This is a genomic window from Streptomyces sp. AC512_CC834 (assembly GCF_019049325.1).
GTDB lineage: Bacteria > Actinomycetota > Actinomycetes > Streptomycetales > Streptomycetaceae > Streptomyces.
This window is the reverse complement of record NZ_JAGMUO010000029.1, coordinates 85,848-101,980: the sequence shown is the minus strand read 5'-3', so window position 1 is coordinate 101,980 and position 16,133 is coordinate 85,848. Positions and strand designations below refer to the sequence as shown.

The following is a 16,133-nucleotide window of genomic DNA, read 5'->3' as shown; positions in this document are numbered from 1 at the left end:
CCTTCGACCGTGGTGTGGCGACGCCGGAGGGTCAGTGGTGGCCGTGGCCGCTCGTGATCTCCTTGTACTCCTCGACGGTCGGCTTCGGAATCTGCGACTCCTCGCCGTAGTACGACTCGCTCAGCTTGGCGCGGAGCTTCTGCGGGGCCGTCGCCTTGCGCTCGACGCCGTTCTCGTCGACCGTCGGGCCGATCTCGGCCGGCTGGTACTGCTCGTGTGCCGTGAGCGTGTGCAACTGCTCCTGGCTGAGCGGCTCGTGCACCTCGATGAACTCACCGTGCGGCAGGCGCTTGATGATGCCCGACTCGCGGCCGTGCAGCACCTTGTCCTTGTCCCGGCGCTGGAGGCCGAGGCAGATCCGCTTGGTGATGACGAAGGCGACGACCGGGCCGACGAAGAACGCGACACGCACGAACCAGGTGATCGCGTTGATCGACAGGTGGAAGTGCGTGGCCCACAGGTCGTTGCCGCCACCGATCAGCAGCACCATGTACCAGGTGATCCAGGCGACACCGAAGGCCGTCCGGGTCGGGGCGTTGCGCGGGCGGTCCAGGATGTGGTGCTCGCGCTTGTCGCCGGTGACCCAGGACTCGATGAACGGATAGACCGCGATCGCCACCAGCACCAACGGGAAGATCATCAACGGGACGAACACGCCCAGGACGAGTGTGTGACCCCAGGCGTTGATCTCCCAGCCGGGCATCACACGGATCAGGCCCTCGGAGAAGCCCATGTACCAGTCGGGCTGTGCTCCGGTGGAGACCATGTCCGGGCGGTAGGGGCCGATGGCCCAGATCGGGTTGATCGTGGCGATGGCCGAGACGACGGCGATGACGCCGAAGACCAGGAAGAAGAAGCCTCCGGCCTTCGCCATGTACACCGGCAGCAGCGGCATGCCGACGACGTTCTTGTTGGTCTTGCCCGGGCCCGCGAACTGCGTGTGCTTGTGGTAGAAGACCAGGATCAGGTGGCCCACGATGAGGCCGAGCATGATGCCGGGCAACAGCAGGATGTGGACCGAGTAGAAGCGGGCCACGAAGTCCCCGCCCGGGAACTCGCCGCCGAAGAGGAAGAACGACAGGTACGTGCCGACGACCGGCACGGACAGGATCGCGCCCTCCATGAAGCGCACACCGGTGCCGGAGAGCAGGTCGTCCGGGAGCGAGTAACCGGTGAAGCCGGTGAACATGCCCAGGACGAACAGCAGGAAGCCGAACAGCCAGTTGACCTCACGCGGCTTGCGGAACGCGCCGGTGAAGAAGACGCGCATCATGTGCACGAACATGCCGGCGAGGAAGATCAGCGCCGCCCAGTGGTGGATCTGCCGGATGAGCAGACCGCCGCGCACCTCGAAGGAGATGTCCACGGTGGACTTGAACGCCTCGCTCATCATCTGTCCCTGCAGCGGGACGTACGCGCCGTGGTACTCCACCTCGTTCATCGAGGGGTGGAAGAACAGCGTCAGATACACACCCGTGAGGATGATGACGATGAAACTGTAGAGGCAGACCTCACCCAGCATGAACGACCAGTGGTCGGGGAAGATCTTGCGCATGTTGGACTTGGCCAGGGAGTAGATCCCCAGCCGCCCGTCGGCCCAGTCGGCGACGCGCTCGCCGGCCGGTGCCTTCCCGCGCGAGCGGGAGGGTTCGTTGGCTGCAGTACTCATCCGCGCTCCCAGAAGGCAGGACCGACGGGCTCTTCGAAGTCGCTGAGCGCTTCGAGGTAACCCTCGTCGTTCACGCCGATGCGCAACTGCGGCAGGGCGTGACCGGCGGGACCGAAGATGACCCGGGCACCGTCGGCAAGGTCGAAGGTGGACTGGTGGCAGGGGCAGAGCGCGTGGTGCGTCTGCTGCTCGTACAGGGAGATCGGGCAACCGACGTGGGTGCAGATCTTCGAGTACGCCACGATGCCCTCGTGCGACCACTCGAGCTCGCGCTTGTCCTTGATGCTTTCCGGCTCCAGCCGGATGATCATCAGGGCCGCCTTGGCGATCTCGACCTGGAAGTCCTCGTCGTGCTCCTCCAGGCCCTCGGGCATGGCGAAGGTGAGCGAGCCCACGGCGACGTCGGAGGGGCGCAGCGGCTCATGGGTGTTCATGTTGACCAGAAGCTTGCCCTTGGACCACAGGGTGTGGCGGAGCTTGGTCCCGGGCAGCGGGCCGAGGTCGCGCAGCAGGACGACACCGGAGAGCGGCACCAGGGTGAGCGCGCCCAGCATCGTGTTGCGGATCAGCTTGCGGCGCCCGATCACGGACTCCTTGGCGCCCTGCTTGAAGTCCGCGTGGACCTTGGCACGGGTCTCGGGGTCGGCCTCGATCGGGTGCCGCTCGTCGGCGACCTCCTCGTCGGACATCAGGGTGCGGGCCCAGTGGACCGCGCCGGCGCCGATGGCGAACAGCGCGACGCCGAGCGTCATGCCGAGCGCGAAGTTCAGCGCACTGATGTGACCGAGTGGGAAGATGTAGACCGACTTGTCGACGTCGATCGCCACGAACGAGGCGATGAAGCCGACGGTGGCCACCATCGACAGCGTGAACAGCAGGGCGACCGTGCGCTCGGACCGCTTGGCGGCCCGCTCGTCGGTGTCCTGGATCCGGTGCTCGTGGGGCGGCAGACCGGGGTCGGCGAACGGGTGGTTCTCGTCCGCGGGCCGCAGCGAGCTGTGCGCGTGCGGCTCGTCCTGCTCAGCCGGCAGGTTCTCTTCTGGAGTGTCTTGGCTACTCATGACTTCCTGGCCTTTGCGGTCCGAGCGGCGACCCAGACGGCGACGGCGATCAGCGCGCCCAGTCCGAAGACCCACGCGAACAGACCCTCACTGACCGGACCGAGTCCGCCCAGCTCAAGGCCACCGGGGCTCACGGTGTCGTCACTGTTGACCGCGTCCAGGTAGGCGATGATGTCCTTCTTGTTCTGCTCCGACAGCGTGGTGTCGGGGAACGAGGGCATGTTCTGCGGGCCGGTCTGCATGGCCTCGTAGATGTGCTTGGGGTCGACATCCTCGAGGCTCGGCGCGTACTTGCCGTGCGTCAGGGCGCCGCCCTTGCCCGTGAAGTTGTGGCACTGCGCGCAGTTGGTGCGGAACAGCTCACCGCCCTTGGCGATGTCCGCGCCCTCCGGGCCGTACTTCTCCTCCGAGGGGACGGCCGGACCGGCACCCAGCGAGGCGATGTACGCCGCGAGCTGGTCGATCTCCGCCTGGGAGTAGATGACCTTCTTCTTCGGGATCTGCGCGCCCGGCTGCTGGGCCGGCATACGGCCGGTGCCGACCTGGAAGTCGACGGCCGCGGCGCCCACGCCGACCAGGCTCGGACCGTCGCTGGTGCCCTGACCACCGGTGCCGTGGCAACTGGCACAGCCGACGGCGTAGAGCTTCTTGCCCTCGTCGATGGCGAGGGACTGGGCGGTTTCATCGGCCTGCGCCTTGCTCGCGGGTGCGAACGCGGCGTACAGCCCCCCTGTGCATGCCAGCGCGAGGAGTAGGACGACGAGCGCCGCCAGCGGGTGGCGTCGTCGTGCGGAGAGCTTTTTCACGGATTACCCCGGTGTCAGGATCTTCTGCGTCGATGCTTCTGGTATTGAGCGGGTGCGTGCCGCGACTACTTGATCAGGTAGATCGTGGCGAACAGGCCGATCCAGACCACATCGACGAAGTGCCAGTAGTAGGACACGACGATGGCGGCGGTCGCCTGCTCGTGGGTGAACCTCCGGGCCGCGTAGGTGCGGCCGAGGACAAACAGGAAGGCGATCAGTCCGCCCGTCACATGCAGTCCGTGGAAGCCGGTGGTCAGGTAGAACGCCGAGCCGTACGGGTCGGAGGACAGGGAGATCCCGTCCTTCTTGACCAGTTCGGTGTACTCGAACACCTGACCGCCGATGAAGATCGCACCCATCACGAAGGTGACGATGAACCACATCCGGAGCTTCTTCACGTCACCGCGCTCGGCCGCGAACACGCCGAGCTGGCAGGTGAGGGAGGAGAGCACCAGGACCGTGGTGTTCGTCGCGGAGAACGGGACGTTCAACGCGTGAGCCTTCTCGGACCAGAAGTCCGGGCCCGTCACCGATCGCAGGGTGAAGTACATCGCGAAGAGGGCCGCGAAGAACATCAGCTCGGAACTCAACCAGATGATGGTTCCGACGCTGGTGAGGTTCGGCCGGTTGACCGACGGGTGCGCGTGCCCGGTTTCTACTGTCGTTGCTGTCGCCACGACCGACATTATGTCGGTCGCTTATCCCGCCCTCACCCCGGGGGGTGCCGTTCGGTGTGTTCCCCCTGTCTGTACTGCCCGTATGGCCCATCGAACGGGCCGTCGAAGCCGTGTCCGAACCGGTGTTGACCGGGAGTTCGAGGGAGTAGCATCCGGCCCAACGGGCTACGACAGCCCTCACCGGTCTTCACCGCGTATCGGAGGAAGCATGCAGGCGACCGCCACGGTGCTGGTCTACAGCGACGACTCCAACACCCGCGAACAGGTGCGGCTGGCGACCGGCCGCCGGCCGGCTCCGGACGTGCCCGTGGTCGAGTTCCTGGAGTGCGCCACTCCGGCGGCCGTGCTCAAGGAGCTGGACAAGGGCGGGATCGACGTCTGTGTGCTGGACGGCGAGGCCGTGCCGATGGGCGGCATGGGCATGTGCCGCCAGATCAAGGACGAGGTCTTCCAGTGCCCGCCGGTGCTGCTGCTCATCGCCCGGCCGCAGGACGCGTGGCTGGCCACGTGGAGCCGGGCGGAGGCGGCTGTGACGCTGCCGGTGGAGCCGGTGGAGTTCGCGGGTGCGCTGGCCGCGCTGTTGCGGGAGAAGAGGCTGCAGGGCGTTTAGGGGCGCCTACTGGGCAGGGGCTGCGCGTCGTGTGGCGAGTGCGGCTCGGATGTGGCTGGTCGCGCCGTTCCCCGCGCCCCTTCGGGCGCTACACCGCCGCCGGTCGTAGCCTTGCCGTCTCCTGGTTGTTTGCGGCGTTGCCGGTGCCGCCTGTCAGAGCGCTGCCGGTGCGCCACTTGGTCCAGTCCATGTTCCAGTCGCCGAAGCCGTTGCCGAAGGGTTCCATCATTTCGCCGCCGGAGTTGACGACCTCGACGAGGTCGCCCTCCTGGACGGTCTTGAAGAACCACTCCGCGTTGTCGGTGCTCATGCCGACGCAGCCGTGGCTGACGTTGGCGATGCCCTGGGAGCCGACGGACCAGGGGGCGGCGTGCACGTACTCGCCGCTCCATGTCACGCGGGTGGCCCAGTACACCGGCAGGTCGTAGGACTCCGAGGAGCCCTCGGCGATGCCGACGGTGGAGCTGCGCATGCGTACGAAGGATTCCTTGCCGAGGACGACCTTGACGCCGTTGCGGGTCTCGAAGCCGGGCTTGCCGCTGGTGACCGGGATCTGCCTGATCTCCTGGCCGTCCTGGAAGACCGTCAGCGTGTGGGCGGCGGCGTCGGTGAGGGCCACGACGCGGTCGTCGGTGGTGATCTTCAGGGGCTTGGCCTTGCCGCCCCACATCCGGTCGCCGATCTTGATGCCCTCGAGGGTGCTGTGGACCTGGATCGTGGCGTGGGCGGGCCAGTACTCCTCGGGCCGGTAGTGGAGCTTCTTGTCGTCCACCCAGTACCAGGCACCCCTCACCGCGGGCGTGGAGTCCACCTTCAGGGCGCGCTCCACTATGGCCCGCTGGGCCTTGTCCTGGACCGGCCGGCTCAGTTCCGCCGTGACGGGCTGCCCGACGCCGTACGCGCCCGCCTTGGGCCCGAAGGTGACGTCCAGGGTCTTCTTGGCGCCGGGCTTGCCCGTCTCGAAGGTGAGCACCTTGCGGCCGGGGGCGCCGTCGCCGTCCTCGGTGCTGACCCGCACCGTGTAGCTGGCGTTGGCCGCGAGCGGTGAGGTGCTGTGCCAGCGGGCGCCGTCGGCGGACAGTTCGCCCGCGACGTAGCGGCCGGACGCGTCCAGGGCCGTGACGTCCGTGATGCGCCCGTCGGCGCCCTCGGCGACCACCTCCAGGGGTTTGTCCGGGTCGGCCTTCTTCCCGGCCTCCGTGGGGCCGTTGAAGGAGATCTGGCCTGCCGCGTCGTAGGGCACCGCGGAGAGCGGGTTGTCGTCGTCGCCGAGGCAGCCGGTGGCGCTCGCGCCGAGGGCGATCACCAGCAGGGTGCAGCCGACGACCGTACGCCCCCGCGCCTGGAAGTGAACCGTGTTGCTCATGACCTCACGCTAGGGAGAGACGTCAACGGCGGCACGGTGGGTAATCCGGAAGAGTGAGACGCGGTACGGCAGACGAAGGGGCCCGGACGCTCCGTGCGGAGTGTCCGGGCCCCTTGGCGCTCGGCGCGTGCTACTGGGTGCGGCTCTCACCGCGGTAGTACTCGAAGACCCAGCCGAACAGGCCGATCAGGATCACCGGTGCCGAGAAATACATGATCCACCAGCCGATGGCGACACTCAGGAAGGCGAGCGCGCCGCCGAAGCCGAGCGCCAGCGGCTGCCAACTGTGCGGGCTGAAGAACCCGACCTCGCCGGCGTCGTCCGCGACGTCCGCCTCCATGTCGTCCTGCGCACCGGCGTCGACCCGCCGCGCCGTGAAGGCGAGGTAGAAGCCGATCATGATGGCCAGGCCGAAGGCCAGGAAGAGCGCCGTGGTGCCGGCCGGCTCCTTGGACCAGTAGCCGTAGACGATGGCCACGATCAGGATGAAGACCGCCAACCAGATGAACAGCTTGCCCTGGATCTTCACTTCCCGGCCTCCTTGCCGCCGGCGAGGGCCTTCTCACCGTGGCCGACGTTCTCGAGCTGGTCCATCGCGGAGATCTCGGGGTGGTGCAGGTCGAAGGCCGGGGATTCACTGCGGATGCGCGGCAGCGTGAGGAAGTTGTGCCGCGGCGGCGGGCAGGAGGTCGCCCACTCCAGCGAACGGCCGTAGCCCCACGGGTCGTCCACCTCGATCTTCTTGCCGTACTTGGCCGTCTTCCAGACGTTGTAGAAGAACGGCAGCATCGACATGCCGAGCAGGAACGAGCTGATCGACGAGATCGTGTTCAGGGCGGTGAAGCCGTCGGCGTCCAGGTAGTCGGCGTACCGGCGCGGCATGCCCTCGGCGCCCAGCCAGTGCTGGACCAGGAACGTGCCGTGGAAGCCGACGAACAGCGTCCAGAAGGTGATCTTGCCGAGCCGCTCGTCCAGCATCTTGCCGGTGAACTTCGGCCACCAGAAGTGGAAGCCGGCGAACATCGCGAACACCACGGTGCCGAACACCACGTAGTGGAAGTGCGCCACCACGAAGTACGAGTCCGAGACGTGGAAGTCCAGCGGCGGCGAGGCCAGGATGACGCCGGTCAGACCACCGAAGAGGAAGGTGATCAGGAAGCCGACGGACCAGAGCATCGGTGTCTCGAAGCTGAGTGATCCCTTCCACATGGTGCCGAGCCAGTTGAAGAACTTCACACCGGTTGGAACCGCGATCAGGAAGGTCATGAACGAGAAGAACGGCAAGAGCACGCCGCCCGTGACGTACATGTGGTGCGCCCACACCGTCACCGACAGACCGGCGATCGAGATGGTCGCGCCGATCAGACCCATGTAGCCGAACATCGGCTTGCGGGAGAAGACCGGGATGATCTCACTGACGATGCCGAAGAACGGCAACGCGATGATGTACACCTCTGGATGCCCGAAGAACCAGAACAAGTGTTGCCACAGCAACGCCCCGCCGTTGGACGAGTCGAAGATGTGGGCACCGAACTTGCGGTCGGCCTCCAGCGCGAACAGGGCCGCGGCCAGCACCGGGAAGGCCAGCAGGACCAGCACCGCGGTCAGCAGCACGTTCCAGGTGAAGATCGGCATGCGGAACATGGTCATGCCGGGCGCGCGCATGCAGATGATCGTGGTGATGAAGTTGACCGAGCCGAGGATGGTGCCGAAGCCGGAGAAGGCCAGACCCATGATCCACAGGTCACCGCCGATCCCGGGCGAGTGCACCGCGTCGGACAGCGGCGAGTAGGCGAACCAGCCGAAGTCGGCCGCGCCCTGCGGGGTCAGGAACCCGCCCACCGCGATGGTCGAGCCGAACAGGTACAGCCAGTAGGCGAACATGTTCAGCCGGGGGAACGCCACGTCCGGCGCGCCGATCTGCAGCGGCATGATCCAGTTCGTGAAGCCGGCGAACAGCGGCGTCGCGAACATCAGCAGCATGATCGTGCCGTGCATCGTGAACGCCTGGTTGAACTGTTCGTTCGACACGATCTGCAGACCGGGCCGGGCCAGTTCCGCGCGCATGATCAGCGCCATCACGCCGCCGATCACGAAGAACGCGAACGACGTCACCAGATACAGCGTGCCGATCGTCTTGTGGTCCGTGGTCGTCAACCACGAGATCACGACGCTGCCGGGCTTCTTGCGCCGTACCGGCAGCTCGTTCTCGTACGAGTCCTCCGCTGCCGAGGCACCCTGGGGTTCGTTGAGGATGCTCACAGGTTGTTCGTCTCCCGGTTCTTCTCGTGGCTCGTCTGAGCGATGCCCGCGGGAACGTAACCGGTCTGCCCCTTCTTCGCGAGGTCCTGAAGGTGCTGCTCGTAGCGGTCCGGGGAGACGACCTTGACGTTGAACAGCATCCGGGAGTGGTCCACGCCGCACAGCTCGGCGCACTTGCCCATGAAGGTGCCCTCCTTGTTGGGGGTCACCTCGAAGGCGTTGGTGTGGCCCGGAATCACGTCCTGCTTCATGAGGAACGGCACCACCCAGAAGGAGTGGATGACGTCACGCGAGGTCAGGACGAAGCGGACCGTCTTGCCCTTGGGGAGCCAGAGGGTCGGACCGGGGTTGCCGGTCTGCGGGTTCTCCGAAGCGGGAGTACCGCAGTCGTAGACACCGCCGGCGTTCGCCGGGAAGTCCTCGATGAACCGGTCCGGGATGCCCGCCAGTTCCTTGGAGGTCTTGGCGTCGCCGGTGGAACCCGGGACGTCCTCGATGTGGTTGAAGCACCAGCTCCACTGGAAGCCGACCACGTTGACCGTGAGGTCCGGCTTCTTGTCGAGGCTCATAAGATCGGACTCGTCACGCGCGGTGAAGTAGAACAGCACCGAGACGATGACGAGCGGAACCATGGTGTACAGCGCCTCGATGGGCAGGTTGTACCTGGTCTGCGGAGGGACCTCGACCTTGGTGCGGCTGCGCCGGTGGAAGAACACACTCCACAGGATCAGGCCCCACACCAGCACGCCGGTGGCCAGCGCCGCGGCCCAGGAGCCCTGCCACAGGGAGAGGATCCGCGGAGCCTCTTCCGTGGTGGGGGTGGGCATGCCGAGGCGGGGGAAGTCCTCGTATGTGCAACCGGTGGCGGTCGCCAGAACCAGGCCCGCGGTCAGCGCCTGCAGCAGCCTCCGCCGCAGCGGGCGCCGAGGCGTGGGGGTACCGCCCGCGCCGCCCGCGGCGTGGGGGAGGTCGGAGCCGTTGGGACTCACGTAGCGCCTTCCCGAGAGTCTCGCCCGCGCTGTTCGGCTGCGGCCTTCTCGCTGGTCGGTCGCCGCCCTGCGTCGGGCAGGGGTTTGATGTTTATGCGGACCAAACCCTAGCCGACGCCCTCCGGGGGGTCGCGGGGAGGGTGGCATACGCGCCGGGGGTCACTCTTTAAGGGTGGGATGGGGGCGCCTACGGGACGGGGAGGTGCGGTTTCGTGGGCGGCTGACGGTGCGTCGTGGCTTGTCGCGCCGTTCCCCGCGCCCCTGATGGGGCGCTGCAGCCCCCGGCGTTCTAGCGTTGGCCCGTGGCCTACTTCGATGCTGCTTCCGCTGCTCCCCTTCATCCCGTTGCCCGGCAGGCGCTGTTGGCCTCGCTCGACGAGGGGTGGGCCGATCCGGCCCGGCTCTATCGGGAGGGGCGACGGGCGCGGTTGCTGCTCGATGCCGCCCGGGAGGCGGCGGCGGAAGCGGTGGGGTGCCGGGCGGACGAGTTGGTGTTCACCCCCTCGGGGACACGGGCGGTGCATTCGGGGGTGGCGGGGGCGCTGGCCGGACGGCGACGCGTCGGACGCCACCTGATCGTGTCAACCGTCGAACACTCCTCCGTACTTCATGCGGCCGAGGCACACGAGGGCGGCGGCGGCAGTCTCACGCAGGTCCCCGTGGACCGGACGGGCGCGGTGGACCCGGCGGCGTACGCGGCGGCCCTGCGTGCGGACACGGCGCTGGTCTGTCTCCAGTCGGCCAACCACGAGGTGGGCACCGAGCAGCCGGTGGCTCAGGTGGCCGAGGCCTGCCGGGCGGCCGGGGTGCCGCTGCTGGTGGACGCGGCCCAGTCGCTGGGCTGGGGGCGGGTCGAGGGCGACTGGTCGCTGCTCGCGGGCAGCGCCCACAAGTGGGGCGGGCCCTCGGGGGTGGGGCTGCTCGTCGTGCGCAAGGGTGTCCGGTTCGCGCCGCTGGGGCCCGGGGACGAGCGGGAGTCGGGCCGGGCGCCCGGGTTCGAGAACCTCCCGGCGATCGTGGCCGCGGCGGCGTCCCTGCGGGCGGTACGGGCCGAGGCGACCCAGGAGGCGGCCCGGCTGCGGGAGCTGACGGAGCGGATCCGGACGCGGGTGCCGGCCCTGGTACCGGACGTGGAGGTGGTCGGCGATCCGGCGCGCCGGCTGCCCGGGGTCGTCACCTTCTCCTGTCTCTATGTCGACGGGGAGACTCTGCTGCACGAGCTGGACCGTGCCGGTTTCTCCGTGTCGTCCGGATCGTCCTGCACGAGCAGCACGCTGACGCCGAGCCATGTGCTGAGGGCGATGGGGGTACTCAGCGAGGGCAACGTCCGGGTGTCGCTGCCGCCGGGGACCCCGGCCGAGGACGTCGAGCGGTTCCTGGAGGTGCTGCCGGGGACGGTGGCCGCGGTGCGGGAGAGGCTGGGGGCGCCGACGGGGACGGAGGCCGTCCGGGAGGAGGGGGCCGACCTCGTCGTGGACGCGATCGGCCGCCGCTGCCCCGTCCCGGTGATCGAACTGGCCAAGGTCATCGGCGACGTCCCCGTCGGCGGCACGGTCCGCGTCCTCTCCGACGACGAGGCGGCCCGCCTGGACATCCCGGCGTGGTGCGAGATGCGGGGGCAGGAGTACGTGGGCGAGGAGTCTACGGAAGAAGGAACGGCGTACTTGGTCCGCCGAGTCAGATGACGCCTGCAAGGGGCGCGGGGCTGTATCGATGTGCGGCTCCGCCGCGTGGGCGCGACCAACCCCCACGCACCCGCACACGACAAGGCGCATCAAGGGGAAGCCCCGTAGTCGCCCCCCGCTTCAGCCCAGGTGCGCCTGAACCTCCCCCGCGGCCTCGTCCCCGTACGCCTTGGTGAACCGCTCCATGAAGTGCCCGCGCCGCAACTGGTACTCCTGCGTGCCCACCGTCTCGATGACGAGCGTCGCGAGCATGCAGCCGACCTGCGCCGCCCGCTCCAGGGACACGCCCCACGCCAGTCCCGACAGGAACCCCGCCCGGAAGGCGTCGCCGACGCCCGTGGGGTCGGCCTTGCGCTCCTCGTCGGGGACGCCGACCTCGAGGGACTCCTCGCCGGTCCGCTCGATGCGGACGCCCCGCGCGCCGAGGGTGGTGACGCGGTGGCCGACGCGGTCGAGGATCTCCTCGTCCGTCCAGCCGGTCTTGGTCTCGATGAGCCCCTTCTCGTACTCGTTGGAGAAGAGGTAGGTCGCCCCGTCCAGCAGTATCCGGATCTCGTCGCCGTTCATCCGGGCGATCTGCTGGGAGAAGTCGGCGGCGAAGGGGATGGACCGCGTACGGCACTCCTCGGTGTGCCGGAGCATCGCCTCCGGGTCGTCGGCGCCGATGGAGACCAGGTCGAGGCCGCCCACGCGGTCGGCGACGGTCTTGAGCTCGATGAGGCGGGCCTCGCTCATCGCGCCCGTGTAGAAGGAGCCGATCTGGTTGTGGTCGGCGTCGGTGGTGCAGACGAAGCGGGCGGTGTGCAGGGTCTCGGAGATGCGGACCGAGCCGGTGTCGACGCCGTGCCGGTCCAGCCAGGCCCGGTACTCGTCGAAGTCCGAGCCGGCCGCGCCGACCAGGATCGGCCGGGTGCCGAGCTGTCCCATGCCGAAGGCGATGTTCGCGGCGACGCCGCCCCGGCGTACGTCGAGCTGGTCGACCAGGAAGGAGAGCGAGACCGTGTGCAACTGGTCCGCGACGAGCTGGTCGGAGAATCGGCCGGGGAAGGTCATGAGGTGGTCGGTCGCGATGGAGCCGGTGACTGCGATGCGCACGGCGTGGACTCTCTCCTGAGGGGAGGGCGGGTTGACAGTTCACGCTACCTGGGACGGCCGCCTGACCGAAGGAGGCGAAACTACCCGGTAGTACAACTTTCTTCGCGGTCCGGGACGTGCCTACGGTTCTGTTATGAAGAACCTGAGGACCGCCGGCCCCGCCCCGGCCGACCCCGCCCCGGCCGACCTGGACGGCGACCTGGCGTCGCTGCGCGGCGACTGCGCCCGGATGACCCCGCGCTGGTCGGCGCCGGAGCACGTCCTGGCCCACCCGGTGCCGGTCTCGCTCATCCACGGCGTACGGGTGCCCCGGACGTCGGCCCGGCTGCTGGAGTCGATGTCGGACTACGGCGACTGAGGCCGTTCGGGCGACGCCCGCCGTCGCCGGGAACCGGATCCCGCCCCACCGCGTCCCATCGCTGTCCCCAGTAACAGCCGAAGGAGCGATGCGGTGAACACCGAGCGACCCGACAACGACGACGCCGGCGCCGCCGACGAGGCCGGCACCGGGCGTCCGGCACGGCGGCGCCCCCGTGCGGCCGCCATCGCGTCGGTCGCCGCCGCCGTACTGCTCGTGGGCACCGGCGGGGCCTATCTGGCCACGTCCGCCTCCGACGGTGACCCGGACGGCGGTACGGCGTCCGGGGCATCCGGCGACGACACTCCCCCGCCGCTCGCCCTCGACGACCACCAGACGTCCTCCCAGGGCGGCACGAACGGCATCGCGCCCGGCGAGCCCAACCCGTACGGCGTCGTCTACCGCGCGGACGGCCCGCTCCCCGAGGGCCCCGGCTCGGCGCCCGTGTACCGGGCGAAGGGCGAGGTCACCGAGGCCGAGGTGGCCCGGCTGGCCGAGGCGCTGGGACTGGAGGGAGCGCCCCGCGTCCAGGGCGAGGCGTGGAAGGTCGGCAATGCCAAGGACGGCTTCGGCCCGCTGCTCACGGTGGACCAGCAGGCGCCGGGCACCTGGACCTTCCACCGCTACGCACCCGGCACCGACAACTGCAAGAAGGGCGCCGTCTGCAAGGCCCCCTCGGCCGACGGGAACCCGGTGAGCGAGGCGGCCGCGAAGAAGGCGGCGGCGCCGGTGCTGAAGGCGCTGGGCCAGGACGACGCCAAGCTGGACGCGGGCCAGGTCATGGGCGCCCGGCGGGCCGTGAACGCGGAACCGGAGGTGGGCGGGCTGCCCACGTACGGCTGGACGACCGGCGTGGTCGTCAGCGCGCAGGGCGAGGTGGTCGGCGGCAGCGGCCAGGTGAAGGCGCCGGTCAAGGGGGACACGTACCCCGTCCTGGACGCGCAGGAGACGCTGGCGCTGCTGAACTCGCCGGGCGGCGGTTCCGGTGCCGGCGTCGGGGGCATCGGGGGCTGCGCCAGTCCCGTACCGCATCAGGACGGCGCGGACATGCCCTGCGCGCTGCCGACGGGCACGCCGGAGAAGCCCGGGACGCAGCGGAAGCGGACCGCCACGGTGGAGGACGCGGTGTTCGGGCTGGCCGCGCATCCGGTGCGGGGGCGGCAGACACTGGTGCCGTCCTGGCTGTTCGAGGTGCGGACGCCGGGCGCGCGGGACGCCGTCACGGTCACCTACCCGGCGGTCGAGCCGGAGTACCTGACCACCGCGGCCCCCGCCTCGCCGTCCCCGTCCGACGAGCCGACCTCGAAGCCCGGTGATCCCCGTGATGTGCGGGTGAGCGGCTACACGGCCGCCGACGGCGAGCTGACGGTGCACTTCACCGGCGGGGTGTGCTCCGACTACGACGCGAAGGCGAAGGAGAGCGGGGGCAAGGTGACCGTCACGGTGACCGAGACCCCGCATCCGGACAAGGTCTGCATCCTGATCGCCAAGGAGTACGAGCGGACGGTGCCGCTCGACAAGCCGCTGGGCGACCGGACGGTCGTGGGCTCGGACGGCGAGGACATCCCCGTGCACAAGCCGGGCGCGCGGCTGCCCGCTCCGTCCGGCGGCCGGTGACGCCCGAAGCGAGGGAAAGGGCGGCGGCCCGGGGTTGTCCCCCGGGCCGCCGCCCTTGTCGTGTCTCGTGCTACTGCCGTGCCGCGCGGCTTAGCTGAAGGAGTCGCCGCAGGCGCAGGAGCCCGTCGCGTTCGGGTTGTCGATCGTGAAGCCCTGCTTCTCGATCGTGTCCACGAAGTCGATGGTGGCGCCGCCCAGGTACGGGGCGCTCATGCGGTCGGTGGTGACCCTGACGCCGTCGAAGTCCTTCACCACGTCACCGTCGAGCGAACGCTCGTCGAAGAAGAGCTGGTAACGCAGGCCGGAGCAGCCGCCGGGCTGGACGGCGACACGCAGCGCCAGGTCCTCGCGGCCTTCCTGGTCGAGCAGGGCCTTGACCTTGGCCGCGGCGGCGTCGGTCACGATGATGCCGTCGGTGACGGTGGTGGTCTCGTCCGATACGGACATCTACATCTCTCCAAGGTTGTACGGAGACTGCTTGCCGACGGTTCCAACCGGCGGGGCCGCGGATTCATTCCGGGACGGACCCGTGTCTTGTCCTTCGGCCTTCCCTTCATGCTCGCACACGCCCCGGGAAGCGGACAGCGCCTGTGGACAGCGACTGCGGACGCCGGGACTCACGTCACATCGACACTATGGGCATCGTCAAACTGACGTGAACCGGTTATGATATATAGCGTCAGTTCGACGAAAAGGGTCGACGAAAAGTAGAAAGGGTGCGTGTCGTGACCACCGCCCAAACCCAGGAGCTCGACGTGCAGCCGACGCCCCTCGCCCTGCTGCTGCTCGGCCGTGAGGCCGACCCGAGGAGCGAGCGCGGTGTGGAGTGCCCCGGCGACCTGCCCTCGCCCTCCGACCCGGACCTGGTCGCGCGCGCCCGTGCGGCCAAGGAGAAGCTCGGGGACAAGGTCTTCGTCCTCGGTCACCACTACCAGCGAGACGAGGTCATCCAGTTCGCGGACGTCACGGGCGACTCGTTCAAGCTGGCCCGGGACGCGGCCGCCCGCCCGGAGGCCGAGTACATCGTCTTCTGCGGTGTGCACTTCATGGCGGAGTCGGCCGACATCCTGACCTCCGACGACCAGAAGGTGGTCCTGCCCGACCTGGCCGCCGGCTGTTCGATGGCCGACATGGCCACCGCCGAGCAGGTCGCCGAGTGCTGGGACGTGCTGACCGAGGCCGGGATCGCCGACCAGGTCGTGCCCGTGTCGTACATGAACTCGTCCGCGGACATCAAGGCGTTCACGGGCAGGCACGGCGGCACCATCTGCACCTCCTCCAACGCCGAGCGCGCCCTGAACTGGGCCTTCGAGCAGGGCGAGAAGGTCCTGTTCCTGCCCGACCAGCACCTGGGCCGCAACACCGCGGTGCGGGACCTGGGGATGTCCCTGGAGGACTGCGTCGTCTACAACCCGCACAAGCCCAACGGCGGGCTGACGGCCGAGGAGCTGCGCGCCGCGAAGGTGATCCTGTGGCGGGGCCACTGCTCGGTGCACGGCCGCTTCAGCCTCGACTCGGTGAACGACGTGCGTGAGCGCATACCGGGCGTGAACGTCCTGGTGCACCCGGAGTGCAAGCACGAGGTCGTGTCCGCGGCGGACTACGTCGGCTCGACCGAGTACATCATCAAGGCCCTGGAAGCGGCTCCGGCCGGTTCCAAGTGGGCCATCGGGACCGAGCTGAACCTGGTCCGGCGGCTGGCGAACCGTTTCGCCGCCGAGGACAAGGAGATCGTCTTCCTCGACAAGACAGTCTGCTTCTGCTCGACCATGAACCGCATCGACCTCCCGCACCTGGTCTGGACGCTGGAGTCGCTGGCCGAGGGCACCCTCGTCAACCGCATCGAGGTCGACACGGAGACGGAGAAGTTCGCGAGGCTGGCGCTGGAGCGGATGCTGGCGCTGCCGTAGCGGTTCAGGGGCCCCACCTCGCACTTCG

The 16,133-nt window shown here is 68.8% G+C and carries 15 protein-coding genes; 5 read left to right on the top strand and 10 right to left on the bottom strand.

The genetic code is table 11. The annotated features are described in order from the left end of the window. Positions 1-31 precede the first annotated feature (31 nt). The 4 genes from KUM40_RS11580 to KUM40_RS11565 all read right to left on the bottom strand — a co-directional run bounded on the left by KUM40_RS11580 (position 32) and on the right by KUM40_RS11565 (position 4,222). Positions 32-1,669 (bottom strand): ubiquinol-cytochrome c reductase cytochrome b subunit, encoded by a 1,638-nt coding sequence (locus KUM40_RS11580; protein ID WP_217165706.1) that lies wholly within the window; start codon positions 1,667-1,669, stop codon positions 32-34. Beyond that, complete coding sequence (locus KUM40_RS11575; protein ID WP_217165705.1) at positions 1,666-2,730, bottom strand: ubiquinol-cytochrome c reductase iron-sulfur subunit; 1,065 nt, start codon at positions 2,728-2,730, stop codon at positions 1,666-1,668. Before KUM40_RS11575 ends, KUM40_RS11580 begins: the two co-directional genes overlap by 4 nt. After that, positions 2,727-3,536, bottom strand: coding sequence for a c-type cytochrome (locus KUM40_RS11570; RefSeq protein WP_217165704.1), 810 nt, complete (start codon positions 3,534-3,536; stop codon positions 2,727-2,729). Before KUM40_RS11570 ends, KUM40_RS11575 begins: the two co-directional genes overlap by 4 nt. Before the next feature lie 65 nt (positions 3,537-3,601). Further along, complete coding sequence (locus KUM40_RS11565) at positions 3,602-4,222, bottom strand: heme-copper oxidase subunit III (protein WP_217165703.1); 621 nt, start codon at positions 4,220-4,222, stop codon at positions 3,602-3,604. 199 nt (positions 4,223-4,421) lie between these two features. On the opposite strand from KUM40_RS11565, the gene KUM40_RS11560 reads away from it, so the two are divergent. Then, positions 4,422-4,823 carry a hypothetical protein gene (locus KUM40_RS11560; protein ID WP_059299007.1) on the top strand — a complete coding sequence of 134 codons (402 nt, stop codon included), beginning with the start codon at positions 4,422-4,424 and terminating at the stop codon, positions 4,821-4,823. Positions 4,824-4,911: 88 nt separating this feature from the next. Here the strand turns inward: KUM40_RS11560 and KUM40_RS11555 are convergent, their stop codons facing one another. From KUM40_RS11555 to coxB, 4 genes are all read right to left on the bottom strand, one after another. Next, the gene (locus KUM40_RS11555; protein ID WP_217165702.1) at positions 4,912-6,189 is read right to left on the bottom strand and encodes an Ig-like domain-containing protein; all 1,278 of its coding nucleotides are present in this window, start codon (positions 6,187-6,189) and stop codon (positions 4,912-4,914) included. A 130-nt stretch (positions 6,190-6,319) separates the two neighbouring features. Further along, positions 6,320-6,718, bottom strand: coding sequence for a cytochrome c oxidase subunit 4 (locus KUM40_RS11550; RefSeq protein WP_217165701.1), 399 nt, complete (start codon positions 6,716-6,718; stop codon positions 6,320-6,322). After that, positions 6,715-8,451: a cytochrome c oxidase subunit I gene (gene ctaD, locus KUM40_RS11545; RefSeq protein WP_217165700.1), complete on the bottom strand. Its 1,737-nt coding sequence runs from the start codon at positions 8,449-8,451 to the stop codon at positions 6,715-6,717. Before ctaD ends, KUM40_RS11550 begins: the two co-directional genes overlap by 4 nt. Beyond that, positions 8,448-9,440, bottom strand: a complete 993-nt coding sequence (gene coxB / locus KUM40_RS11540; RefSeq protein ID WP_217165699.1) for a cytochrome c oxidase subunit II — start codon at positions 9,438-9,440, stop codon at positions 8,448-8,450. Before coxB ends, ctaD begins: the two co-directional genes overlap by 4 nt. 302 nt (positions 9,441-9,742) lie before the next feature. Between coxB and KUM40_RS11535 the strand changes: the two genes are divergently transcribed. Further along, positions 9,743-11,125 carry a cysteine desulfurase/sulfurtransferase TusA family protein gene (locus tag KUM40_RS11535; protein WP_217165698.1) on the top strand — a complete coding sequence of 461 codons (1,383 nt, stop codon included), beginning with the start codon at positions 9,743-9,745 and terminating at the stop codon, positions 11,123-11,125. A gap of 120 nt (positions 11,126-11,245) precedes the next feature. Here the strand turns inward: KUM40_RS11535 and KUM40_RS11530 are convergent, their stop codons facing one another. Beyond that, entirely contained in the window at positions 11,246-12,220 is a 975-nt protein-coding gene (locus KUM40_RS11530) for a carbohydrate kinase family protein (RefSeq protein WP_217165697.1), read from the bottom strand. A 133-nt stretch (positions 12,221-12,353) separates the two neighbouring features. Between KUM40_RS11530 and KUM40_RS11525 the strand changes: the two genes are divergently transcribed. Further along, a complete protein-coding gene (locus KUM40_RS11525; protein WP_217165696.1) occupies positions 12,354-12,578 on the top strand; it encodes a hypothetical protein in 225 nt (74 codons plus the stop codon). A gap of 93 nt (positions 12,579-12,671) precedes the next feature. Next, a complete protein-coding gene (locus KUM40_RS11520; protein WP_217165695.1) occupies positions 12,672-14,195 on the top strand; it encodes a hypothetical protein in 1,524 nt (507 codons plus the stop codon). 90 nt (positions 14,196-14,285) lie between these two features. Here the strand turns inward: KUM40_RS11520 and KUM40_RS11515 are convergent, their stop codons facing one another. Then, positions 14,286-14,642 carry an iron-sulfur cluster assembly accessory protein gene (locus tag KUM40_RS11515; RefSeq protein ID WP_217165694.1) on the bottom strand — a complete coding sequence of 119 codons (357 nt, stop codon included), beginning with the start codon at positions 14,640-14,642 and terminating at the stop codon, positions 14,286-14,288. Between the two features lie 278 nt (positions 14,643-14,920). On the opposite strand from KUM40_RS11515, the gene nadA reads away from it, so the two are divergent. Then, positions 14,921-16,105 (top strand): quinolinate synthase NadA, encoded by a 1,185-nt coding sequence (gene nadA, locus KUM40_RS11510; protein ID WP_217165693.1) that lies wholly within the window; start codon positions 14,921-14,923, stop codon positions 16,103-16,105. The last annotated feature ends 28 nt before the right edge of the window (positions 16,106-16,133 follow it).

Bases quoted from the DNA above. Each gene is read 5' to 3' on its own strand.
- KUM40_RS11515 (WP_217165694.1), bottom strand. From the start codon at position 14,642: ATGTCCGTATCGGACGAGACCACCACCGTCACCGACGGCATCATCGTG.
- KUM40_RS11575 (WP_217165705.1), bottom strand. From the start codon at position 2,730: ATGAGTAGCCAAGACACTCCAGAAGAGAACCTGCCGGCTGAGCAGGAC.
- KUM40_RS11560 (WP_059299007.1), top strand. From the start codon at position 4,422: ATGCAGGCGACCGCCACGGTGCTGGTCTACAGCGACGACTCCAACACC.
- KUM40_RS11565 (WP_217165703.1), bottom strand. From the start codon at position 4,222: ATGTCGGTCGTGGCGACAGCAACGACAGTAGAAACCGGGCACGCGCAC.
- KUM40_RS11525 (WP_217165696.1), top strand. From the start codon at position 12,354: ATGAAGAACCTGAGGACCGCCGGCCCCGCCCCGGCCGACCCCGCCCCG.
- KUM40_RS11580 (WP_217165706.1), bottom strand. From the start codon at position 1,669: ATGAGTACTGCAGCCAACGAACCCTCCCGCTCGCGCGGGAAGGCACCG.
- KUM40_RS11555 (WP_217165702.1), bottom strand. From the start codon at position 6,189: ATGAGCAACACGGTTCACTTCCAGGCGCGGGGGCGTACGGTCGTCGGC.